General features: G+C 61.8%; 17 protein-coding genes. 12 read left to right on the plus strand and 5 right to left on the minus strand.

Annotated features, from left to right (window positions below):
- Window positions 1–55 precede the first annotated feature (55 nt).
- From AC2S2E_RS15000 to AC2S2E_RS15030, 7 genes are all read left to right on the plus strand, one after another.
- A complete protein-coding gene (locus AC2S2E_RS15000) occupies window positions 56–505 on the plus strand; it encodes a type II 3-dehydroquinate dehydratase (RefSeq protein WP_476107696.1) in 450 nt (149 codons plus the stop codon).
- The gene (locus tag AC2S2E_RS15005) at window positions 502–1,764 is read left to right on the plus strand and encodes an MFS transporter (protein ID WP_486522909.1); all 1,263 of its coding nucleotides are present in this window, start codon (window positions 502–504) and stop codon (window positions 1,762–1,764) included. The genes AC2S2E_RS15000 and AC2S2E_RS15005 overlap by 4 nt, the downstream gene beginning before the upstream one ends.
- A 111-nt stretch (window positions 1,765–1,875) precedes the next feature.
- A complete protein-coding gene (locus AC2S2E_RS15010) occupies window positions 1,876–4,764 on the plus strand; it encodes a TonB-dependent receptor domain-containing protein (protein ID WP_486522910.1) in 2,889 nt (962 codons plus the stop codon).
- 61 nt (window positions 4,765–4,825) lie between these two features.
- Window positions 4,826–5,734, plus strand: a complete 909-nt coding sequence (locus AC2S2E_RS15015) for a shikimate dehydrogenase (protein ID WP_486522911.1) — start codon at window positions 4,826–4,828, stop codon at window positions 5,732–5,734.
- A gap of 12 nt (window positions 5,735–5,746) precedes the next feature.
- Complete coding sequence (locus AC2S2E_RS15020; protein WP_486522912.1) at window positions 5,747–7,624, plus strand: bifunctional sugar phosphate isomerase/epimerase/4-hydroxyphenylpyruvate dioxygenase family protein; 1,878 nt, start codon at window positions 5,747–5,749, stop codon at window positions 7,622–7,624.
- A gap of 36 nt (window positions 7,625–7,660) precedes the next feature.
- Entirely contained in the window at window positions 7,661–9,310 is a 1,650-nt protein-coding gene (locus tag AC2S2E_RS15025) for a carboxylesterase/lipase family protein (protein ID WP_486522913.1), read from the plus strand.
- Window positions 9,311–9,330: 20 nt separating this feature from the next.
- Complete coding sequence (locus AC2S2E_RS15030; RefSeq protein ID WP_486522914.1) at window positions 9,331–9,717, plus strand: VOC family protein; 387 nt, start codon at window positions 9,331–9,333, stop codon at window positions 9,715–9,717.
- Between the two features lie 96 nt (window positions 9,718–9,813).
- Here AC2S2E_RS15030 and AC2S2E_RS15035 read toward each other — a convergent pair whose 3' ends face one another.
- Window positions 9,814–10,341, minus strand: a complete 528-nt coding sequence (locus AC2S2E_RS15035; protein ID WP_486522915.1) for a DUF3237 domain-containing protein — start codon at window positions 10,339–10,341, stop codon at window positions 9,814–9,816.
- Entirely contained in the window at window positions 10,341–11,741 is a 1,401-nt protein-coding gene (locus tag AC2S2E_RS15040) for an aldehyde dehydrogenase (RefSeq protein WP_486522916.1), read from the minus strand. Before AC2S2E_RS15040 ends, AC2S2E_RS15035 begins: the two co-directional genes overlap by 1 nt.
- Before the next feature lie 468 nt (window positions 11,742–12,209).
- Between AC2S2E_RS15040 and AC2S2E_RS15045 the strand changes: the two genes are divergently transcribed.
- From AC2S2E_RS15045 to AC2S2E_RS15055, 3 genes are all read left to right on the plus strand, one after another.
- Window positions 12,210–14,933 carry a TonB-dependent receptor gene (locus AC2S2E_RS15045; RefSeq protein ID WP_486522917.1) on the plus strand — a complete coding sequence of 908 codons (2,724 nt, stop codon included), beginning with the start codon at window positions 12,210–12,212 and terminating at the stop codon, window positions 14,931–14,933.
- Between the two features lie 64 nt (window positions 14,934–14,997).
- Complete coding sequence (locus AC2S2E_RS15050) at window positions 14,998–15,579, plus strand: DUF6250 domain-containing protein (protein WP_486522918.1); 582 nt, start codon at window positions 14,998–15,000, stop codon at window positions 15,577–15,579.
- On the plus strand, window positions 15,576–18,254 hold the full coding sequence (locus tag AC2S2E_RS15055) for an exo-rhamnogalacturonan lyase family protein (protein WP_486522919.1): 2,679 nt from the start codon (window positions 15,576–15,578) through the stop codon (window positions 18,252–18,254). Before AC2S2E_RS15050 ends, AC2S2E_RS15055 begins: the two co-directional genes overlap by 4 nt.
- Before the next feature lie 34 nt (window positions 18,255–18,288).
- Here AC2S2E_RS15055 and AC2S2E_RS15060 read toward each other — a convergent pair whose 3' ends face one another.
- Together AC2S2E_RS15060 and AC2S2E_RS15065 are read right to left on the minus strand one after the other, a co-directional pair.
- Window positions 18,289–19,512 carry an SGNH/GDSL hydrolase family protein gene (locus tag AC2S2E_RS15060; RefSeq protein WP_486522920.1) on the minus strand — a complete coding sequence of 408 codons (1,224 nt, stop codon included), beginning with the start codon at window positions 19,510–19,512 and terminating at the stop codon, window positions 18,289–18,291.
- Complete coding sequence (locus tag AC2S2E_RS15065; RefSeq protein WP_486522921.1) at window positions 19,509–20,837, minus strand: oligogalacturonate lyase family protein; 1,329 nt, start codon at window positions 20,835–20,837, stop codon at window positions 19,509–19,511. Before AC2S2E_RS15065 ends, AC2S2E_RS15060 begins: the two co-directional genes overlap by 4 nt.
- Window positions 20,838–20,979: 142 nt before the next feature.
- Between AC2S2E_RS15065 and AC2S2E_RS15070 the strand changes: the two genes are divergently transcribed.
- Together AC2S2E_RS15070 and AC2S2E_RS15075 are read left to right on the plus strand one after the other, a co-directional pair.
- Window positions 20,980–22,464 carry an MFS transporter gene (locus AC2S2E_RS15070; protein WP_486522922.1) on the plus strand — a complete coding sequence of 495 codons (1,485 nt, stop codon included), beginning with the start codon at window positions 20,980–20,982 and terminating at the stop codon, window positions 22,462–22,464.
- Window positions 22,461–23,249, plus strand: coding sequence for a rhamnogalacturonan acetylesterase (locus AC2S2E_RS15075; RefSeq protein WP_486522923.1), 789 nt, complete (start codon window positions 22,461–22,463; stop codon window positions 23,247–23,249). The genes AC2S2E_RS15070 and AC2S2E_RS15075 overlap by 4 nt, the downstream gene beginning before the upstream one ends.
- 64 nt (window positions 23,250–23,313) lie before the next feature.
- Here the strand turns inward: AC2S2E_RS15075 and bglB are convergent, their stop codons facing one another.
- On the minus strand, window positions 23,314–24,360 hold the full coding sequence (gene bglB, locus AC2S2E_RS15080) for a beta-galactosidase BglB (RefSeq protein ID WP_486524625.1): 1,047 nt from the start codon (window positions 24,358–24,360) through the stop codon (window positions 23,314–23,316).
- Between the last annotated feature and the right edge of the window lie 70 nt (window positions 24,361–24,430).

A 24,430-nucleotide genomic window follows, 5' to 3' on the forward strand; every position in this document is an offset into this window, starting at 1 on the left:
TTGCAACGCAAGCGCTTTCGATTATGCCGCAACCAAACAAAGGGAGAGATATGCCATGGGTGGCACGATTCTGGTCCTCAACGGACCGAACCTCAACTTGCTGGGCGAGCGTGAGCCGCACATCTATGGCCATGAAACGCTGGCCGATGTTAAGGCCATGTGCGAGGCCGAAGTGGCCGGAACAGCCTATGCTATCGATTTCCGACAAACCAATGCGGAACATGAAGCGGTCGATTGGATTCAATCCGCGCGCAAAGGTTACGCCGGCATTGTGTTCAACCCTGCGGCCTTTACCTATGCCGCCTATCCGATCCTTGACGCGCTCAAAATGGTCGATTGCCCGGTGATCGAGGTCCACATCAGCAACATCCACCGCCGTGAGGCCGAATGGCGCAGCCACTCGATCATGACGCAAGTGGTGACGGGCATCATTTCGGGCCTTGGCGTCAACGGATACCCGCTGGGCGTGCGCCATGTCATGTGGGCGCGGGAGCGGGCGAAATGAAGCCGACCCGTAAACGCCTTGTCATCCTTGCGCTGATCTCGACCGTCACGCTGATCAACTACCTCGACCGTTCGGTCATGGGTGTGGCCAAGCCCGAACTGGTCAAGGAATTGCATATCACGCCCGAGGTGATGGGCCTGATCTTCTCGGCCTTTTCATGGACCTATGCTTTGACGCAAATTCCGGGCGGCTATGTTCTGGACCGTTTGGGCACGCGGCTGACCTACGCGCTCTCGCTGGGCCTGTGGTCGGCGATGACGGCGCTGCACGGGCTGGCGACGGGGGTTGCGGGGCTGGTTTCGGCCCGCCTCGCGCTCGGTCTTGCCGAGGCCCCCTGCTTCCCCGCCAACAGCCGCGTCCTGTCGACTTGGTTTCCGCAAAATGAGCGCGCCAAGGCGACCGGCGTTTACACCGTTGGCGAATATATCGGGCTGGGCCTGCTGATCCCGGTCCTTGGCTGGATGCTCAACGCCTATGGCTGGCGCTCGCTGTTTTTCGTGGTCGGCGGGCTGGGCGTCGCCTTCGCTTTTCTGTTCCATCGCCTCTATCGCGAGCCGCAGGACAGCAGCGCAAACCAAGCGGAAATCGACCTGATTGCCGCAGGCGGCGGCTTTTCGGGCGGCACTCAACCCATCGCCTTCAGTTGGGCCAATGTGCGGCGCCTTGTCGCCACGCGCCAGATCGCGGGTGCCTCGATTGGCCAGTTCTGCTCGAATTCCACGCTGGTTTTCTTCCTGACATGGTTCCCGTCCTATCTGGCCGAGGAACGCGGCATGACCTTTATCAAATCGGGCTGGCTGGTCTCGCTGCCCTATATTGCGGCGGCGGCCGGGGTAATGTTGGGGGGCGTATTTTCCGACTGGCTGATCCGCGCAACGGGTTCGCCCACCATCGGGCGCAAGGTGCCGATCATCGCGGGCCTTCTGCTGTGCGCCAGCATGGTTTCGGCCAATTATATGGACAGCAACAATGCCGTCATCGCGGTGATGAGCCTGGCCTTTTTCGGTCAGGGTCTGGCCGGGCTTGGCTGGACACTTTTGTCCGATGTCGCACCCAAAGAGATGATGGGGCTGACCGCGGGCTTGTTCAACTTTTTCACCAATTTGGCTGGCATCATCACCCCGCTGGTGGTTGGCTTTGCCGTTGGCGCCACGGGCAGCTTCTATGGCGCGCTGGCCTATATCGGCGCGCTGGGGATCATCGGGACGTTGGCCTATCTCTTCATTCTGGGCCCGGTTGAGCGGGTCAAGCTCAACTAAAATTTGAACGGCGGGTGAACCAACGGATTGACGCCCGCCGACTCTGTATGTACCAGTTAGTTCACAAACAGATTGGCCATGAGCCGCAATGCCCTTGGGAGGGGAACAATCATGCAAATCAAGATGCGTTTCGTCGCGCAAAGCTCTGTGCTGGCCGTTGCATTGGCCTGCGCCCAATCGGCCTATGCCCAACAAGCGGCAGCCGATTTCAAGCCTGACGCCGAAATCATCGTCACCGGTTCCAGCATCAAGGGCGTTGCGCCGGTCGGCTCGAATCTGGTCACCGTCACCCGCACCGATCTGGAATCGACCGGCGCGCAAACCGTTCAGCAGGTTCTGAAAACCGTCCCCTCGGTCGTGGGCCTGCAAAGCGCGGGTCAGGGCGCCTTTGGTTCGGCCGACGGATCGGGCACCAACGCACCCACCATCCACGGCCTTGGCGCTTCGGCGTCGAACTCGACGCTGGTGCTGATCAACGGCCACCGCCTGCCCACCAGCGGCATCAACCACGTGCTGGCCGACCCCAATATTCTGGCCCCGATGGCGCTGGAGCGGGTCGAGGTGCTGGCCGACGGCGCATCCTCGGTTTACGGTTCGGACGCGGTGGCGGGCGTGATCAATTTCATCACCCGCAAAAAGGTCAACGGCTTTGAGGCCAATGTCCAGAAGGGCTTTGCCAGCGGTTATAACTCGCTGACCGCCGGGCTGCTCTGGGGCCAGACCTATGATACGGGCAGCGTGCTGGTTTCGTACAATTATTCGGATCGCTCAAACCTTGCCGCCGCCTCGCGCCCCTATGCCAGCAAGGCGGATCTGCGCGGCCGCGGGGGCACCAATTTCACGCCGAACCGCTGCAACACGCCCACCATCACATCGGGCTCCACCACCTATACCAGCTATGGCAATTTCACCGCCACCGGCTGTGATCCGACCACGGCCTGGGATCTGCTGCCTTCGGAAAAGCGGCATAATGTCTATGCCCAGATCACCAAGGATGTGGGCGAGAAGCTGCATCTTTATGCTGACTTCATCTATTCCAACCGCCGCAACGTTCAGAATGTGACGCGCGGCAGCGCCAGCGGCACGATCTATGGCAATGGCTCCACGCCGCCGGCGGGCCGCTCGATCAATCCCTATTTCCAATCCGTCGCTTCGGCCACCACGAGCGCTGGCGTCACAACCGCTTTTGTGCCCCCGCTCAACACCTATACGGTGAACTGGAATGCCGACGGCATGTTCGGCCCCGGCGCCACCATCACCGGCACGGCCGAGGACATTTCGATCCGCGCCGATGCCATCTATGACCTCTCGCCCAAGTGGCAGGTCAACCTTGGCGGTGTTTATGGCATCGACACATCGACCCAGGTCAACGTGGGGCAACTCAACGCATCGGTGTTCAACCTTGCGCTAAACGGCTTTACTTCGGCGGCCATCAATGGCGTGTCGCAATCGGTGTCGCAGGCGCTGACCACCGCCAATGCCATCGACCTGTGGGGCAATGGCACATCGGCCGCGACCAAGACGGCCTTGGTTGACAACCGCCAGTTCCAATATGCCCGCCAATTGCTGCGCAATGCCTATCTGAAGGTCTCGGGCGACCTGTTCGATCTGCCCGCCGGCCCTGCCAAGATCGCCGTCGGCGGCGAATTGATGGGCTATGAAATGGATCAATACAACATCCGCGCGAACAATTTGGGCATTGCCAGCCAATCTTCGCAGGCCTTCAACACGCGTTATATCCGCAACGTCCAATCGGCCTATGCCGAACTCTATGTCCCGCTGATCAAGGACAGTTTCATCAAACTGCTCGATCTCAACATTTCGGGCCGTTTCGACCATTACAGCGATTTTGGCAGCACGACCAACCCCAAGCTGGCGATGAACTTTGAACCCGTTCGCGGCATCAAATTCCGCGCCAACTGGGCCAAGAGCTTTGTGGCGCCCGCGTTGACCTCGATCGGTTCGAACGGCACGGGTCTGACGGGCGAGTCGGGCTATTCGGGCATCATCCCCACCGGCATTCCGGGCGGTTCGCCCACCATTTCGATTGCCAACTTCCCGGCGATCACCTCGGTTCCGGGCGTAATCTGCTCGGCCACGGCCTGCACGCTGGGGGCCAGCACCAATGGCGTGCTGGTGACGGGCGGCAATGCCAAGCTGCAACCGCAAAAGGGGACGGCATGGAGCATCGGCGTCGATCTGACCCCGGTTCAGGTTCCCGGTTTGCGTGTCAGCGTGACCTATTGGAACAACCAATTGCGCGGCGGCATCACCGCGCCCCAGGCGCCGCTGGCGCTGGGTTCGGCGGACCTGTCCTATTTGCTGCAACTTTATCCCGCCGGCGCCACCGCGGCCCAGATCGCAGCTCTGGGGGCCGGTCTGCCGCAAACGGGCGTCATCAACAACCCGGTCTATTTCAGCTATAACTTCCAACAGCAAAACGTCCTGAACCTGAATGTCGCTGGTCTGGACGTTGCGGCCAATTATCGCTTTGACACGCCGGTTGGTCGTTTCAATCTGGGCGCATCCTTTACCCGCAAGCTGAAGTTCGAGCAGTATTTCGGCAATAATGGCGCCAAGTTCAGCGTGCTGGGCACGTCGGGCTTCAACACCACCTTCCCCAGCGTAAAGATGGAAGGGCGCGCCAATATTGGTTACGACAAGGGGCCGCTTAACGCCGACGTCTTCATCAACTATCTGGGCAGCTACAAGTTTTGGGGCTCGTCGGTGGTCAATCCGCTGGTCCGCACCAATGGCGTGCCCACCGGCGGCGGTGACAGCGTGAAGGCCTTCACCACGGTTGACCTGCACCTTGCCTATACGTTCAAGGATCTGGGCGTGGCCAAGGAAGCCCAGTTCTATGTGGACGTCAGCAACCTGCTGGATCAGGCGCCCCCCTTCGTCAACGCTTATGCCGTCAATGGCGCGGTGGGTTATGACGGTTTGAACGCCAACCCGCTGGGCCGTGTCGTCAACATCGGTCTGCGGACCAAATTCTGATCCTCCCCTGCCCCGTCCCGGACCTGTGTCCGGGGCGGGTCTTTTTTGAATAGGAAATACAATGACAGACCCCGTCGCCGCCCTTTCTCCTTCCGTCATGGTCGGCATTGGCAAGGGGCGGGTTCTGGCGGGTTTGCTGGGCCGCGGCATTTTGGAAAGCCGCACGCCGTGGATGCAGGAATGCGAGGCACAGGCGCAGGGCCTGCATATGGTCTATTCACTGCTGGATTTTTCCGATCGCGGTTGGGCCGATGATGAATTGGGCGATGCGCTGGATGCTGTGCAGCGGGTCGGCTTTGCCGGGGTCAATGTGACCTTTCCCTTCAAACAGGCGATTGTCCCGCTGCTCGATGAACTCTCGCCCCAGGCCGCCGCGATTGGTGCGGTCAATACGGTGGCGTTTCGCGATGGGCGGCGGATTGGTTACAACACCGATGTCACCGGCTTTGCCCATGCCTTTGGCGACAGAATGGCGGGCGAGAAGCTGGACCGCGTTTTGCAACTGGGCTGCGGCGGGGCGGGTTCGGCGACGGCCCATGCGCTGCTCTCGTTGAATGGCGTGGCGCATCTGGTGCTGACCGACACCGATCCGGCGCGGGCCGAGGCGCTGCGCGCGCAATTATGCGCCGCCTATGGCGAGGGGCGCGCCAGTGTGGCCCCCGATGCGATGATCGCCGCCCCCGATGTGGACGGCATCGTCAACGCCACCCCCATCGGCATGGCCAAATTTCCCGGCATGCCGATCGTGGCAGAGGCATTGGAGGCGCGCCACTGGGTTTCCGAAATCATCTATTTCCCGCTCGAAACACAATTGCTGCAAATGGCAAAGGCCCTTGGGTGTCGCACCATGACCGGGCGGGGCATGGCGGTGGGTCAGGCGGTCGATGCATTCCGCATCTTCACCGGCCTGACCCCCGACCGGCAGAGGATGTGGGAGAGTTTCTCGAAATTTGAGCAGAGCGCGGAATAAGAGGAGCGGACGATGGGCTTCAAAACTTCGATCGCCACCGTCTCGATCAGCGGGGCGCTTTCCGACAAGCTGCGGGCGATTGCCGAGGCAGGCTATGGCGGGGCCGAGATTTTCGAGAACGACCTGCTTTCCGCACCCGAAAGCGCACGGGAAATCGGCGCGCTGATGCGCGAACTCGACCTGGCCTGCACCATGTTCCAACCTTTCCGCGATCTGGAGGGCCTGCCTGATGATCTGCGCGCCCGCGCGTTCGAGCGGATGAAGCGCAAGTTTGATGTGATGGAGCAATTGGGCACTGATCTGGTGCTGCTCTGTTCCAATTGTTCGCCCCACGCGATGGATGATCGGGGGCGTATGCTCGACGATCTCCACGAACTGGGCGAGATGGCCGCCGCCCATGGCAAGCGCGTGGGCTATGAGGCGCTGGCGTGGGGGCGCCATGTGGCTGATCACCGCGACAGTTGGGCGCTGGTTCGCGATGTGGATCACCCGGCCATCGGACTTGTGCTGGACGGGTTCCATTCGCTGGCCCGCCGCATCCCTTCGGCCAGTATTGGCGACATTCGCCCCGAAAAACTGTTCATTGTTCAGGTGGCCGACGCGCCGATGCTGGACATGGATTATCTCAATTGGTCACGCCATTTCCGCTGCATGCCGGGTCAGGGCGATTTCCCCCTTGCCGAATGGGCCGCCGCGATTGCGCGCACCGGCTATGATGGCTGGTGGAGCCTTGAGATCTTCAACGACCGTTTCCGCGCAGGGTCTGCGCATCAGGTGGCGCGGGACGGACATCGGTCCCTGCGCCTGCTGGAGGATCAGGCGGCGCGTTTGCTCAAACGCCCCTCGCCCATGCCGCCGCGCATCGCGCCGCACGGCGTAGAATTCATCGAATTTGCCGCCAGCCACGAGGAAGCCGAGGATTTTGGCCGCGTGTTCCGCGCTTTGGGCTTTGCCCCGGTGGGCCAGCATCGGTCCAAAGACGTGACCCGCTGGGCGCAGGGCGACATCAACCTTATTGTCAATTCCGAACCCGAAGGTCTGGCGCACAGCTTTGACATGGTCCACGGCGGATCGGTCTGTGCCATTGGGCTTGCCGTGCCCGACCAACAGGCCGCGCTGGACCGGGCGCAGGCATTGGACATTCCCCGATTTGCCCAGCCAGTCGGACCGGATGAATGGGAAATCCCGTCCCTGCGCGGCGTGGGGGGCAGCCTGCTCTATCTGGTCGATGCTGATACGCGCGCGGCCATGTGGGCCGATGAATTCCCCCGCGCATTGGAACCGGCCCCTACCCAACCTCTCCTCTCGCGCGTCGATCATATTGCCCAAACGATGCAATATGAGGAAATGCTCAGCTGGCTGCTCTATTACCACGCGCTGCTGGATGTGAAAAAGACGCCCCAGCTTGAGATCGCCGATCCGATGGGGCTGGTCTATTCACAGGCGGTCGAGACGGCTGATGGCGCACTGCGCTTCACGCTCAACGGCTCGATAGCGGTGCAATCGCTCTCTTCGCGCTTTATTCAGGCCTATTTCGGCGCGGGCGTTCAACATATCGCCTTTGCCACTGATGATGTGTTTGCCGCCGCACAGGCCGCCGCCGATGCGGGTCTGCCGATGCTGGATATCGGCCCCAATTATTACGAGGATCTGGAGGCGAAATATGCCCTCGATCCTGAATTGCTGGCGCGGATGGAGCAATTGAACATCCTCTATGACCGCGATGGCCAAGGGGAAAATGCATCGGAATATTTCCAGTTCTACACCCGCGCTGTGGCCAAGCGGGTGTTTTTTGAAGTGGTCGAGCGGCGTGGTTACGACGGCTATGGCGCCGTCAACGCCCCGATCCGGTTGAACGCACAGGCCAAATACCGCGACCCGCTCGTCTGAAGCGGGCGCGGCCTTCCCCCCAAAGAGGAGAGAGACATGAAGGGCACCAGATTAACCGCGAGCATGATGGCGATGGCATTGGGCGCGGGGGCGCTGAACGCCGCCGACAAGTCGATGCAGCCCATCGCGTCCGACCCGGTGGAAACCAGCAGCGGCCGCGTGGCAGGCACCGCGCTGGCATCGGGGGTAAAGGCATATCTGGGCGTGCCCTTTGCCGCGCCGCCCACCGGCGACCTGCGCTGGGCCCCGCCCCAGCCCGCCCACTGGACCGGCATATTCAACGCCGACCGCAAAGGCCCGGCCTGCATTCAAGTGCTGCGCCCGCATGACATCAACCACTATTTCGGCGAGGAAGCGACCGGCGAGGACTGCCTGACGCTCAACCTGTGGACCAATGCCAAGGCGGGTGAAAAGCGCCCCGTGGTGGTGTTCCTCTATGGCGGCGGCTTTACCATCGGTTCGTCCGGCATGGCCAATTATGACGGCGAGGCCATGGCCAAGGCGGGCGCAGTCTTCGTCAATTTCAACTATCGCGTGGGGGCCTTGGGTTTCCTCGCTCACCCCGAATTGACCAAGGAGCAAGGCGGCGCTTCGGGCAATTACGGGTTGATGGATCAGACATTGGCGCTGAAATGGGTGCATGACAATATCGCCAAATTCGGCGGCGACCCGGACAAGGTCGTCATCATGGGCCAGTCGGCGGGCGCCGGATCGGTGGCGGCACAAGTCTTGGCCCCGGCGGCGCGAGGGCTGTTCCGTGCGGCGGTGATGTCGTCGGGTTGCAACCTGCGGGGCGTTAAACCCACGCTGGGCGACGCGGAAAAGATCGGCATCGCGTTTCAGGAAAAGCTCGGCGCCAAAAGCCTGAGCGACATGCGCGCCATGGCGGCGGACCGTATTTTGGCCACACAGTCGGAATCGCAACTGGGCCTGTCGGTGTCGGGCGTACGGATCAACGGGCCGATCGTCGATGGCCGCGTCCTGCCGCAACAGGCCGCCGATGCGGTGGCCGCCGGCAATTTCGCCAAGGTGCCGATGGTCGCCTCCTTTAACGAAGATGATCTGGCGTTCGGCTATGACGCCATCACTGGCGCCAAGAGTGTTGCCGAATATCAGGCGGGCGCGGAAAAGCTGTTTGGCGCCGATGCCCCCGCTTTCCTGAAACTCTATCCGGCCAAAACCGACGCCGATGTTCGCGCCGCCGCCCACCGCGCGGCGCAGGACGCCAATCTGGCCGCCTCGGCGCGGGCCTGCGCGGTCGATACTGCGGCACAGGGCGTGAATGTGTTCATCGACGAATATACCCGCCGCCATCCCTATATCCCCGGCGTCAAACTGGCCGATCAGGATACCGCGACCGTGGGCGCCTATCACACCGCCGACATCCCCTATTGGTTCGGCACACAGGACGCCTATAATTCCATCCGCCCCACGCGCAATTGGACCGAATGGGACCGCACCCTGTCGAAACAGATGATGGAGGCGTTGATGGCGCTGGCCAATACAGGTTCGCCCGATACGCCCGCCATGCCTTGGAAGCCGTGGAGCGTGAAGAATGACACTTTGTTGTGGTTTGGCGACAAGGTGGAGACGGTCAAACTCAATGTCGCTGGACAGACATGGCTGGCCGCGCATAAGCCCGCCGCCTCGGCCCAGCCGCCCCGCCTGTCGCGGCCCCGCGATTAGAGCATAAGGTCATGATGGCGATGCGGATTTTGAAAATTGACCACGTCAACATCCGCACGCCTCTGTTCGAGGAAACCCTGCGCTTTTACGAGGAATGTCTGGGCATGGTGCGCGGTCCGGCGGGTTCGGTCCATGGGCGGCCGCAAAACCTGTGGCTCTATGCCGATGGTGTGCCTTTGATCCATGTAAACGGGCCGACGAGTGATGAGGTCGTGGCCGATATTGGCGCCAAAAGCCGCCTCGATCATGTCGCGCTGGCCTGTGCGGATCTGGGGCAGTGGAGGGCACATTTGACGGCGAAAGGCGTCCCATTCCGCGAGGCGAAATTACAAGGGCGCGATGTCACCCAAATCAACATCTACGACCCGAATGGGGTGAAGATTGAACTGCAATTCCATGAAGTTTAGATAATTCTTCGTCCGGCGATGCCCCCGGAAATAATCGCCGCCAACACCGTTTGACGCATGGAAATTCGGGCGCTGCTCCAAAACAGCGCCCGAACTTTATCGAACAATGTAAAAATCGATGACGACATGGTCCGGCATGCGGATGCCCCGCGCCACAAAGGCCGAGCGCGCCAGCCATTCCTGCGGTCCCGCCTTTACATCGAAGCGCGGCGTGGTGCGGAAGTAATAGGCTGACGGATCAACCTTCTCGCCCTTGGCCAGCTTTTCGGTGACTTCGGGACTGGCCACGCGCACGCCGGGGTTGGTGATCTCGATCACCGTGCCATCGGCGCTTTTCAGGAAATAGCGCGCCTCAACCTTGGTCAAACCGCCGGGCATGATTGTCTGCCAATCGCCTCCGCCGGGCAAGACCGTGCCGTTCAGCATGGGGCCATCGATCGTCCCGCCGGTGATCGCGATAAAGCGTTTGCGCCCGCCTGCCACCTCACCCTGTTCGACCGGAGCGGCCAGCGTGATGCGTGCGGTAAAGGCATAGTCGAGCGTGGGCGCAGGCGCGGCTGGTGCCTGCGCCCATGCGGGCGAAGCGGCGAGCCCAAGGCCCGCCGCGATCAAACCCTTGCGCATCAGATGGGGAAATGCCCGGGCTGTGTTTCCACCGTGATCCAGCGTGTTTCGGTGAAGCTGTCGATGCCCTGACGCCCGCCGAAGCGGCCATAGCCCGATGCGCCGACGCCGCCGAAGGGCATCTGGGCCTCGTCATGGACGGTCGGGCCGTTGATGTGGCAAATGCCCGACTTGATCTGCTTGGCAAGGGTCAGGCCCTTGGCGATGTCTTTGGTAAACACCGCAGCCGACAGGCCATATTCGGTGTCATTGGCCAGTTCGATCGCGTGGGCCTCGTCACGCGCGCGGATGATGCCGACGACGGGGCCAAAGCTTTCGTCGCGGAACAGTTTCATGTCCGGCGTCACCTTGTCCACCAGATGCGCGGGCATCACGACGTTGAGCGTGGTTTCCCCGCCCGTCAGCAGCACCGCGCCCTTGGCCACGGCATCATCGACGAGGCTGAGGCAATGCGCCACCGTCTTGGCGTCGACCACCCCGCCCAGCGGCGTGTTGCCCAGACGCGGATCACCTGCGGTCAAGGTCTTGACCTTGGCGGCGAATTTCTCGGCAAAGGCATCGGCCACGGCGTCCACCACGATGATCCGTTCGGTCGACATGCAGATCTGGCCCTGGTTCATATAGGCGCCGAACGCAGCCGCCTTGACCGCCTCTTCCAGATCAGCGTCAGCGCAGATCACCAAAGGCGCCTTGCCGCCCAGTTCGAGAAGACAGGGCTTCAATTGCTGCGCAGCACGCGTGGCGATGATGCGGCCAACGGCGGTGCTGCCGGTGAAATTGATGCGTTTCACTTCCGGCGCGTCGATCAGCGCGCCGACCACATCGGCGGCGTCCGCAGGCGCATTGGTCACGACATTGACCACGCCTTCGGGGAAACCGGCCTCGGCAAAGGCCTCGATGATGAGAGCATGGGTGCGCGGGCATTGTTCCGACGCCTTCAAAATCACCGCATTGCCGCAAGCCAGCGGCGTGGCAATCGCGCGCACGCCCAGAATGATCGGCGCATTCCACGGCGCAATGCCCAGGATCACGCCCACCGGTTCGCGCAGCGCCATGGCAAGGCAGCCGGGCTTGTCCGAGGGGATCACTTCGCCCGAAATCTGGGTGGTCAGGCTGGCCGCTTCGCGCACCATCGACACCGCCAGGCCAAGGTTGAACATCGCCCAACCGGCGGTCGCGCCGATCTCGCCCATCATCGCGGCGACGAATTCGTCCTTCTTGGCCGCCAGAGCATCAGCCGCCTTTTGCAGCACAGCGCGGCGCGCATTCGGGCCCATCGCCCCCCATGCAGGCTGGGCCGCCGCGGCGCGTGCCGCGATTCCCGCCATATCGCCTGCCTGCATCGCCACCGCCGAGGAGGCAACATCGCCCGTCATCGGGTTCAATCGTGTGAATTCCATCCGTTCAGCCTTTCAAAAGCATCCTGACATTCTGCTATTATTGATAGCAATATTATATCTCTTTGCGCGGCGCAAGCGTCCCCACATGCATTTTGATCGCAAGGTGGGTTGAGAGCCCCCCCCTGTGACGCCCCATCCATAATTACACATATGGATCATATCATCACATTCTGAAACCTCGGCATTTGGTATCTGGCCTGATGGCTGGGACATGGCCCCTTCCAACCGACTGTTTTTCATATGATATATTCAGGCATGACGGCGCCCGTCAATTTCTGGCAATATTTCGCAACAGGACTTGCCAAGCCCGACGCATAGCGTTAGGTTCATAATGCGCTCGATAAGTTCACATTGAGCAACGCATTAAGATATAAAACAGGGAAGGTTGTCACCATGGCTTCAAAGGCCCACCTTTGGCGGTGCTCATCTGCGTCTGCCGCGCTTTGCCTTGCATTATTCTCTCCGCAATTGGCGCGTGCGCAAACCGCCCCCACCAATGCCGACATCATCGTCAGCGGCATTCGCCAAAGCCTTGCCAATGCGCTGAACACAAAGCGTAATTCGGATCAGGTGGTGGACGCCATTTCCGCCGAAGACGTGGGCAAATTCCCCGACAAGAACGTGGGCGAAGCCTTGCAACGCATCACCGGGGTCCAGATCCAGCGCGCGGGCGGCGAAGGGTCGGCGGTGTCCATTCGCGGGGTTGATCCGGGGCTGATCCGCGTTGAAATCAATGGGCAATCCACCCTGTCCACCGCCGCTGGGCCCGCCGCCGGTTCGGCCACCAATCCGGCGGTCGAATTCCGCGACATCCCCGCTGAATTCATCAGCCGTCTGGAGGTCGTCAAATCGGCCAGCGCCGACATGACCGAAGGCGGCCTTGGCGGCACAGTGCGCATCATCACCCGCCGCCCGTTCGACACGAAAAAGCCCTATCTGGCCGGATCGGTTCAGGGGGTTTACGGCACGTTGGGCAATCGCACCGATCCCAAGGCGGCGCTGATCGGCAGCCGCCTGTTTGCCAATGATACGCTGGGCGTGCTGCTCTCGGCCACCTATGAAAAGCGCAGCCTGTGGTATGATCAGGCCAAGACCACCGGTTGGCGCCAGATCCGTCAGGTGGGCGCGACGGCGGCGCAATGCAGCCAGACCGTGCAAACCGGCTGCGTCGACCGCAATGGCGATGGCATGGGCGATTTCTATCCCGACATTCCGCGCTATGCCATGTATCGCGAGCGCACCGAACGCTATGCCTTTAACGGCATTGTCGAATGGCGGCCCAGCGACAAATTCCGCCTGTTCTTCGACAATACCTATACGCGCGGCCTGCAAACGCTCAATTCCCAGCTGATGCAGATCAACACGTTTTCGGCCCTGACGCCGGCTTTGACGCTTGGGAATGACACCAGTGTCAACGCGGGCAACGCGGCCAGCTATGTCCAGTTTCAGCAAACGCCGGTGGCCAACCCCAACAGCACAAACGCGCTGGGCGTATCCTATCGCAACATCAACGGCACCATTGACCGCCAAACCTATACCGGCACGCTGGGGTCGGAATGGAAGGTCAACCCCAAGCTGACCCTGCGTGCGCGGGGCGGCTATTCATGGGCGCGGGCCTATAATGATGAAATCGACGTGGTGGGCACGCAATATGGCCTGACCTCGGTCACGGTGGATTATCGCAATGCGGCGGGCGCGCCCAACATCGGTCTGTCCACCGATCCGACCAATCCGGCGGGCATCAACTATCTGCAAATTCAGCACAAACCGCGCAAGAACATCCAGACCGAGCGCAATTTCCAATTCGACGCCGATTATGAGGTTGGCGGCTTCCTCAAACTGATCAAGGTCGGCATTCAGCGCCGCGTGACCAATTTGAACTCGATCTATCACGACGGCACCGTCACCTATGAAGGGTACAGCACCGTTGCCGGACAGGGCAATATCAAGACGCGCACATGGGCAACGGGCACGGCGGTCGATGCCATCACCTCCTCGTCCACCAATGCCGCGATCCTGTCACAGATCCAGTCCTATGCGAAATATGCCGATCTTGGCGATCACAACTTCTTTTCAACCGGCAATATCGGTTCGACCACCATTCAACGCTGGTTGAACATGAATATGGCCATCGCCAATGCGGCTGGCATCCCGTCGGCCTATGGCACCAGCAACTGGTCGCCGGGCGACACGTATGATGTCACGCAAAAGAACCTGGCGGGCTATATCTCGACCAAGTGGGGGTTCACCCCGTTTGACCGCGCACTGGCCGTGGTGGTGGGCGCGCGCGTGATCAAGATGGACACGATCGCGTCAGGCTATAACATCAACACAACGGCGGGCACTTTCGCCCCCGTCACCTTTACCGGCAGCCGCACCTTTGTCCTGCCCAGCGCCAACCTGCGCTATGAACTGATCCCCAACAAGCTGATCCTGCGCGCCACGGCGACCTCGGTGGCCGCGGCGCCCGATCTGTCCAAGATCGCGCCTTCGATGTCACTCAACACCGTGGCTTTGACCGGATCGCGGGGCAATCCCAACCTCAAACCCTATACGGCCCAGCAATATGACCTTGGGCTGGAATGGTACATCTCGCGGGTGAATTATCTGTCGGCCACTTTCTGGCGCAAGGATATTCAGGGCTTCCCCTATCGCGCGGCCAGCACGGAAAATTTCAGCGGCACCGATTTCACCATCTCGACCTATTACAACAGCGCCGCCCCGGTCCAGATCAACGGGTTTGAAGCGGGCCTTGTCTATGGCTTCGACTTCCTGCCCGGCCCGCTGAAAAACATGGGGCTTCAGGCCAATTACACCTATGCCAAGGACAAGGGCTTTTCGACGCTGGGCTATTACAGCGGTCAGGCACTGGGCTTTCCCGGCCTGTCGCGGCACAGCTATAATATCTCGACATTCTATGACGATGGAAAGCTGAACGCGCGCATCTCGTACAACTGGCGCTCGCGCTATAATATCGGGCCGGAACGCGACAATCTCAACGCCTTTGGCCAACCCTATGGCCAGTGGGACGCCTCGCTCAGCTATAAGATCGGCGATCACTTCACCGCATTTGTCGATCTGGTCAACATCACCAATGCTCAACGCAAAGAGGATGAGGAAAGCACCTATCGCGTGTCGACCGTCGAAACCTTTGGCCGCCGGGTCTATTTCGGCATCCGGGCCAAGATGTAAGCCGGACGGGCGGCGCGTGAGCCTTCCTCTCCTGCTCTGCGCCGCCCTTTGCCTGTGCGGCGGGATGGCAAGGCCCCGTCCCGCCGACTGGCGCGCCGAGGCCGAAGGTCCGGCCCCCATCACCAACGTCAAAGGCCGGATCGAGATCGACACGGCCAAGGGCCTGACCCTGTGGTATCGCCGCCGCCTGACCGGGCCCGTCCGCATCAGTTTTGACGCCATGCCCATCGCGCATGGCGGCCCAAACGATACGGTCAGCGACCTCAACGCCTTCTGGATGGCGCGGGAGGCCGATGGCGCCGATCCTGCACCGCGTTCGGGCCGGTTTGAAGATTATGACACGCTGCAAACCTATTATGTTGGCATAGGCGGCAATCGCAACACGACCACGCGCCTGCGCCGATACATCGCGACGCCGGGGGTCAGACCGCTCCTGCCTGAACATAATCGGGGCGATGCGCCCTTGATCCCCAACCAATGGACGCATGTCACGCTGATCGCCGATGGTTCGACCGTGGCGGTGGATCGCGATGGCGCGCGCCTTTTCACCCTTTTCGACCCCGCCCCCTATACATCCGGCTGGTTTGGCCTGCGCTCCACTTGGAGCCACTGGGCCTTTCGCCGCATTCGCATAAAGGCCAAATGATGAGTACCCGCCGAGACGCGCTCAAACTTGCCAGCCTGATCCCCGCCGCCGCCCTTGCCCCCCGCATCGGTCAGGCCGCCCCCGCGCCACCCCCCGCCCCGGCGCGTTGGCTGGAGGGCCGCCCCGCAATGGACCTTGGCCACAGTTTTGGCGTGGCATGGCCACGCGGCGCGGTATCGCGGCGTTCGGGCTTTTCGCTGGCGGCGCATGGATCGCCCATCCCGGCGCAAAGCTGGCCCACGGCCTACTGGCCCGACGGTTCGGTCAAATGGACCGCCCACGCCCTGCCCGCCAGTTTGGGCGAGGCCGTGCCAGATGACATCACCGTTACGCCCGGCACGCCCGGTCCTGCGCCATCAGACCCGATCCGTGTGGAACAGACGCCCGATGGCCTTCGTCTTACCTGCGCCGGGGTGACATGGGATTTTGCCAAATCAGGCAATGCCGTAATCCGCAGCGCCGCCATCGGAGGGCGTACCGTCATGGGGCCAGTGTCTCTGGTCGGCCAGATGGGCGCTGCCTTTGCCGGGACGGTCACGCGCCTGACGCTGGAGCAAAGCGGCCCGGTGCGCGCCGTCGTCAAGATTGAGGGCGTGCACCGACAGGGGCAAGAGGCCGCCCTGCCCTTCACCTTGCGCTTTTACGCCTATGCCGGGGCGCGGCATCTGCGCATCGTTCACAGCTTTATCTATGACGGCGACCCAGCGCGCGACGCGATTGCCGCGCTTGGGGTTTCGGTGGCCGTGCCGATGCGCGATGCGCTCCATGACCGCCACATCCGCATGGCCAGCGATGGCCCCCTGTTTGCCGAAGCCGTCCGCCCGCTGACTGGCCTGCGCCGCGATCCGGGCGCCGCCTTTCGCCACGCACAGGTCGAAGGCCGCGCCACGCCGCCCATCGCGCAAATGGCGGCGGTTGTGCGCGATAAATTGCAATACATCCCCACATGGTCAGACTTCTGGTTGGAGCAGCCCAACGCCGATGGGTTCCGCATCGAAAAGCGCACGCAGGCCGATATGGCATGGGTGGCCTCGGCCTCTGGCCATCGCGCGCCGGGCCTTGCCTATGTCGGCGGCCCCAGCGGCGGCGCAGCCATCGCCCAGCGCTGGTTCTGGCAGACCTGTCCCAGCGCCCTGTCGGTGCGCGATGCGGCCTCGGACACCGCGCACCTGACGGCATGGCTGTGGAGCCCGCGCGCCGAACCGATGGACCTGCGCCCATGGCGCGGGGTCAACGGGATGGAAGGTTATGACGCGCAAAACGCAGGCCTCGACATCACCTATGAGGATTACGAACCCGGCTGGGGCAGCGCGACCGGCATCGCCAAAACGCACGAACTGACGCTCTGGGCCTGTGAGGCGACGCCCGAAAATGCCGCGATCAAGGCGATGGCCGCCGCCAATGCCGCCTCCCCCCGCCTGATGGCCGCGCCCGACCATCTGCACAAGGCGGGCGTGTTCGGCGACTGGTCCTTGCCCGATCGTTCCAGCCGCAACCGCGCGATTGTCGAGGATCAGCTTGAACGCCTCGTCGATTTCTATGCCGGCGAAGTGGACCGGCGCGGATGGTATGGTTTCTGGAACCATGGCGACATCATGCACACCTATGACGCCGACCGGCATCAGTGGCGCTATGACATCGGCGGCTTTGCATGGGACAACAGCGAACTCTCGCCCGATCTGTGGCTGTGGTATCAGGCTTTGCGCACCGGGGCCGCGCAACCCTTCCGTCTGGCCGAGGCGATGACGCGGCACACCAGCGAGGTCGACACCTATCACATGGGCCGCTTCAAAGGCTTGGGCACGCGCCATGGGGTGCAGCATTGGGGCGACAGTTCCAAACAGCCGCGCGTGTCCAATGCGATCTATCGCCGCATCTATTTCTACCTGACCGCCGATGATCGGGTGGGTGACCTGATCGCCGATCTGGTGGACAGCGACCGCACGCTGGACCATGTCGAGATCGGGCGCAAGGTGCCGGGCGCCAAACCCTATTCCGGGCCAAAGGGCACGTTCGACATGGGCTTTGGCCCCAGTTGGACGGCAGTTGTGGGCGCATGGCTGACCCAGTGGGAGCGCACCGGCGACCCGCAATGGCGCAACCGGATCGCGGCGGGGATGCAGAGTATCGGGGCGATGAAATATGGCTGGCTGGCGGGCGGCGCGCCCTATGATCCGGCCACGCATCGTTTCCTTGGCAAGGGTGACACGATCGGCATCAGCCACCTGTCATCCGTGTTCGGCGCAACCGAGATCAATGCCGAAATCATCAGCCTGATCGACGTACCATCCTATGCTCAGGCATGGGTCACATTTTGCCAATGGTACAATGCGCCCAAGCCCGACTTCCTCGCCAAATTCGGCCCGCCCTTTGGTGCGCGCAATTTGCGAGAGGCCTATTCGCGCATGACCGCCTATGCGGCGCGGGCGCGCCATGACCGGTCGCTGATGAGCCGCGCAGTGGAGGAGTTTTTCTCCGGCGATGAAGGCCTTGGCACATGGGATCATGACCCGCGCATGGCGGTGGGCAATCAGGTCGAATGGCCGCGCCTGTCCACCAATGCCGCCGCGCAATGGGGGCTGGCCGCGATCCAGATGCTGGCGCTGGCCGGGCCGGAAATTGACGCCGCCCACATCCCCGCCCATCGCAACAGTCCGCAGGAACCGAGGCGTTAAAGGCTGGCCGCCCGAAACGCCGCATTTCCCATGATTAGGGTCGGCGCGCGTTGTTCCGGGCCGCCTCCTTGCCTTGCGCCACCAGCTTGAGCGGCACGGCCTTGGCCATAATGGCAAAGCCGCGGTCATTGGGGTGCAGGTGATCGCCGGAATCATAGTCGGCATTCATAACCAAGGGGTCGGCCTTGTCACGGATCGCCGCGTCCAGATCGACATAGCCGTCGCTCAACTTCTGAGTACGTATCCAGGTGTTGATCTTCTGACGCTGCGCCTCGCCCCATTCGGACCAGTAATTGGCGCCCTTATACGGGAGGATGGTCGCAAGGATCAGCTTGATGCCACGATCATGCGCACGGACAATCATCTGGCGATAGGCGTTGATCAGGCCGTCCGTATCGTAACTCTCGGTCCGTTTTTCCCGCGTGGCTCCGCCAATGTCATTGACGCCTTCCAGCACGATCACATGGCTGACCCCCGGAATGGTCAACGCGTCGCGGTCAAACCGCGCCAATGCATTGCGCCCCGCCCCGTTCAGCAACAGCTTGTTGCCCGAAATGCCGACATTGGCGACACCCACCCCGGCCCAGCCCGCTTGCTGTATACGGGCCGCGAATTGGTCGGGCCAGCGCAGGTCGGAATCCGTTGTCGCGCGCACGCCGTCGGTGATGGAATCGCCAAAGGTGACAATGGTGCGCATGGGGGACTTGGCCCCCACATCGACGCCCGCCACGACAAAGCGCCGTTCAACCGTGGCGCCGCGCTCCAATTCGGGCTTGTCGGTCTGATCCCCCGGCGCGATCTGGGTTTTCGCCGCGCCAAAGGAATGGAACGCACCCAAGGGCTGCCCCTCGGCCACGTGGATGGACACCGCGATCCGCGACAGGGGCTTGACCGGCATGGCCAGCCAATCGCTGATCATCGGAGCATGGGCGGGAATATCGCCCCCCGCGCGTCCGCCAAAGGCGATATTGCGCATCGTGCCCGGAATAATCGCACCCTTGGGATCCACCATCGCCACCGTCACATGTTTGATGGCCAAGGAGGTCGCGCTGTCCGAATTGTCGAGCGCAACCCGCAGGCGCGTTCCGCCCGCCGAAAGCCGCACAATCTGTCGCACCGTGGCATCCGCAATGGATGGCGGCGCGCCGGGGCTATCGGCAGGCGGAGTTGCCTGCATCGCCACGGCCCAGCTTCGCGCCACACCCGCATGGGCGGGCGTGGCCAGCAACAGCGCGATCATCCAAGCCGATTTTTTCAATGTTTGCTCCCTGCTGCCTTGGCCGTTTCGACCGCATAAGTATGGGTCGCGCCTTCGAAATTCGCGCGGAAAATGATCCATTTACCGTCAGGGGTAAAGGTCATGTTGGGTTCGGTTTTGTAATTGTTGGCATGCATGTCGACCAATTTTTCCTGATCAAACGTGCCCGGCACGATCAGCTTGTCCGCGTCGGCGGTCGGAATTTCCGCATCATCGCCGATCATGCGCGGCGTAAACAGATAGAGCCATTTGCCATCGGGCGCATGAGCCACCATTTCGCTGTCGCCTCCATCGCCGGAAAACAATTTGAAGTCCGGTGACTGGTTGTAATGCACGGACCACTGATTGCGTTCCACATGATACCATGTCCGTTTGCCGGTGCGCACATTATAGCCCGCCAGCCAGAACACCTGTCCGCGCGGTGTTTGCAGGTCGTACCAGATCGTTTCGCCATCGGGGCTAAAGAACTCGTGCCCCGCGATTTCATTGTTCATTGTGCGGCTGTGGACCAGTTTCTTGTTCGATCCATCGGTGCGGATAGTCCAGATGCGGTCCACCTCGTGCCATGGCCCTTCGTGGCAATACATGATGAGGCCGGGATCGGTGGGTGAAAATTGCACATGGTTGAGCCAGTCATGGCTGGCCACGATCACGCGGCGCTCGCCGGTCACCAGATTGTGGGTAAACACCTCCATCGGAAAGCCCGCCTTGAGACGTCGATGCAGCGCGCGCGTCTTGGCATCGGCATAGGTATAGGGCGTGCCATCGGGCCGGTTTTCGGCATAGGTATTGCCGCCCGGAACCGCATTATTCCCCTGATCCGGGCGGATCAGCGTGCCGTCCGGGTTCACCTTGGCCGGGGGCAGCGTGTATTGGCCCAGCAGCAGCGTTTCATCGGCATTGATCGACCCGATTGATCCGCCCGCAACGTCGGCCACTTTGCGCGCCTTGCCGGTGTCAACATCGACGGCCCAGACCTGAAACGGCCCGCCCGCGTCATCGCGCGCGCGGGTGGCGTAATAGGCGTTGCGGCTGATATGCCCGGTAAACAGCAGGTTGAGATGCGGCCCCGGCACCAAAAGCTTGATCGACCAGTCGGAAAGCGTGACAACACTGATCCCGTCGGGGGTCTTGATGACCATCTTGTCGCCTTTGGGGGTAAAGGCGCTTTGCGTGAAATAGAGGTTCGAAGTGCCGCCCTGGGTGCTGATTCGGACGATGCGATGTCCGGTGGCCGGATCGACCCATTCCTTGACCGGTTTGGCCGCGGCGGCTGTGGTCAACAACGTGGCGGCCAGAATGCCGGTTAAATGGCGCAAACGCATCGCGAATTCTCCCATGAAACGTGGCGGCCCTATCATTGCCGCTTGTCGATGCGGTTTTACATAGTATAAACATGGTCCACAATATGAATAATTGCGCCGCATGGTGAAACGTCCATCGGCCCCAAGGGAAAAGGATGGCGTGATGACGCAACCGGCGGCAAGACCGGTCCGATTGGTCAATTACCTGGCCTATGGCGCGAATGACGTGCTGGGCGCGGGGTCCATGGCGGTGATATCGGCGTGGGTGTTGATCTTTTACACCAAATTCTGCGGATTGTCGGCCGGACAGGCCGCGTTGATCTTTGCCGTGGCACGTATTCTGGACGCGATTGTTTCGCCCACCATCGGGCATATTTCGGACCATTTCGACCGGCATGCGCTGGGCCGCCGGTTTGGGCGGCGGCGGTTTTTCGTGCTGGCCGCCATTCCGCTCCTGCCGACCTTTGCGCTGATGTGGCTGCCGGGGCAAACCTTCTGGTATTACCTTGTTTCCTATGTGCTGTTCGAACTGACCTATGCGCTGGAAATCATCCCCTATGAAACGCTGGCCGCCGAAATGGCCAGCGATTTTGCCACCAAGGCGCGCCTTGCCGGGGTGCGCATCCTGTTTGCGCAAGGTTCGGCCATTCTTGCCGGATTTCTGCCGCTCTGGCTGATCAACTGGCTGGGGCGGGACAGTGCGAATACGTTCCTGATTATGGGGGCGATCTTTGCCGCGCTGTTTATGATGACCGCTGGCTTCCTCTATGCCTTCAGTTGGGAGCGGCAGCGCCCCACCCCGCCCAAGCCGGCGGCCGGATCGCCGCTGCTGCACCTGTGGCGCAACCTGTCATCGACGCTGCGCATCCGTGCGTTCCGGCTGCATCTGGGCATGTATCTGGGGGGCTATATCTCGCAGGACATTTTCAACGCGGCATTCACCTTTTTCGTGATCTTCGCGCTGGCCGGATCGACACAGGCGGCATCGGGTCTGCTGGGCACGATGTACATTGTGCAATTGGGCGCGGTAATGATCGCCATCCGCATGGCTCTGCGCTCCAGCCCTGCGCGGGCCTATCGCATGGCGGCGGTGTGTTTTGCGGCGGGCGTCGCCGCACTGATCGGCCTGTGGTGGGCGGGGCTGCCCGCTACGTCAGGCTGGATCTGGATCGGCATGGGGCTGGTGGGCCTTGGGCGCGGGGCGCTTAATTACATTCCGTGGGCCACCTATAATTACATGGCGGACGTGGACGAAATCGTCACGGGCCGCCGCCGCGAAGGTTCGTTCGCGGGCGTGATGACCTTTATCCGCAAAGCCACGCAAGCCGCCGCAGTGGCGCTGGTGGGCCTGTTGATGGATGCGGGCGGTTTCGTGCCCAAGGCCGATGTGCAAAGCCATGGCGCGGTGCTGACACTGGTTCTGGTCATGGGCATTGGCACATGGGTGATGCTGGGCTTTGGCATGTTGATCTCGACGCGCTTCCGCCTCAGCCGCGCCACGCATGACGTACTGATGGGCGAGATCGAACATCTGCGGGGCGGCGGGCGCGATCCGACATCGGAAACCGCGCGCGAAGTGGTTCAGGACCTGACCGGCTGGGAATACGCTCGCCTGTGGGGCAACAATCCGGTGGGAGGAAAATTGTGAAGCCTATCCTGTTGCTGGCCGCGGCCAGCGTGTTGGTCGCGGCAACGCCTCCGAAAACCCCCGCCCGCATCCTGATCGCGGGCGATTCCACGGTTCAGACCTATGCCCCCGAACGTTATCCGCAAGGCGGCTGGGGGCAATTCCTCGCCTGTGGACTTTCCCCCGATGCCGTGGTGGTCAATCGCGCCATCGGCGGGCGATCGACCAAGAGCTTAATCAACGAGGGCCGATGGGACCGCATGATGGGCGAAGTGCGCCCCGGCGACACCGTGCTGATCCAGTTCGGCCACAATGACGCCACCAAGGCCAAGCCCGAACGCTATGCCGATCCGGCGATGTATCGCGACAATCTGCTGCGCTTCATCTGGGAAACGCGGGGGCATGGGGCGTTTCCGGTGCTGGTGACGCCGGTGGCGCGACGATCGTTTGACGCGGCGGGCAAGGCGCGGGCCGATTTTGCCGAATATTCCGCCGTCATGCGCGAATTGGCCGCCACCACCGCCACGCCCTTGATCGACCTTGAAGGCGCCTCGCGCAACCTGCTCGACCGAATGGGGGCGGACAAGGCGGTGGTCTATTACATGAACCTTGCGCCCGGCGCCTATCCCGCCTTTGCCGCGGGTTTGAAGGATGACACCCATTTCACCGAGCTTGGCGCGCGGGCCATGGCCGATCTGGTGGCCGAACAATTGTCGGGCCTGTCGGTGCCCGCCGCGCGCGCGGTACTGGCAAATCGGCCCGATCTGGAGCGGACGACGCCTTTGGGCCAATACGCCTGTCATTGATGGTCCAAACGAAAAGGGGCGGCGGACCAACCAAGGTCTGCCGCCCCTTTTTGCGTCCGGCCCCTTACCGCCGGTGCAGCGCCTCGGCCAGCGCGCAGATAGCCAGCGATTGCCCATAGGGCATCGAGGTCAGCGCAATATCCTTATAGAACTGCATCGTATCGCCCATCGCCGTGCCAAAGGACACCTGCGTCAATTCGCCATCCGCGTTGATATGGTCGATCACGCCCTGCACGGCCTTCAGGCCCACTTCCTCATAGGCCGTGTCAAGCAACCCCATACGCACAGCCTTGAGGATACCATAGGCAAAGCCTGCCGTGGCCGAAGCCTCAAGGTAGGAGGTCGGGTCCATCACCAGCGTATGCCACAAGCCATTATCCGCCTGAGTCGCGGCCAAAGTCTTCACCTGCGCGGCCAGCGTATCGACAAGGAAGGTGCGAAACGCATCACCCTGCGGCAGATCCAGCAATTCGATGATTTCCGGGATCGCAATCGTGATCCAGCAATTGCCCCGCGCCCACAGCGCGCCTGCAAAATTATGCCGCCCGTTGAAGTCCCAGCCATGGAACCACAGGCCGGTCTTGGTATCGAACAGATATTTGATATGGACGAGGAACTGGCGCTTGGCCTCCTCGACATAATCGGGGCGATTGAGCAGCAGCCCAAAACGCGCCAGCGGCAGCACACTCATCATCAGCGTGTCGTCCCACATTTCGCCGGGGTTTTCGTCATTATAGACGATGTGCTGAAAGCCCCCCTCCTCGGTTTTGGGCAGGCCATCGGGGGCCATCAGCCAATCGGCCCATTCCTGAATCTGGGCCAGCCAGTCGGCATTCGGTTCGCGCTCATAAAGATAGGAGAGCGTGAGGAAGGGCGAGACGGTGTTGATGTTCTTGGTCGTGCCGCGCGGCAATTGATCGGCAAACCACTGGCGGATGATGGAGAGCGCCTTGTCATCGCCGGTCTGCTGATAATAGCGCCACATGCCGAACAGGCCGATGCCATGGGTCCATTCCCACCCGTTCCAGCCCTTGGTGTCGATCACGCGGCCATCTTCAAGCCGCAGCAGGAATTCGCCGGTTTCGTCATGGATCGAGACCAGATTGTCCATCAAACGATGGATCAGCCCGATCAGATCGGCGCGTGCAGGAAGGGGATTGTGGGGCACTCGGTTCTCCATA

The organism is Novosphingobium sp. 550D (genome assembly GCF_057401885.1).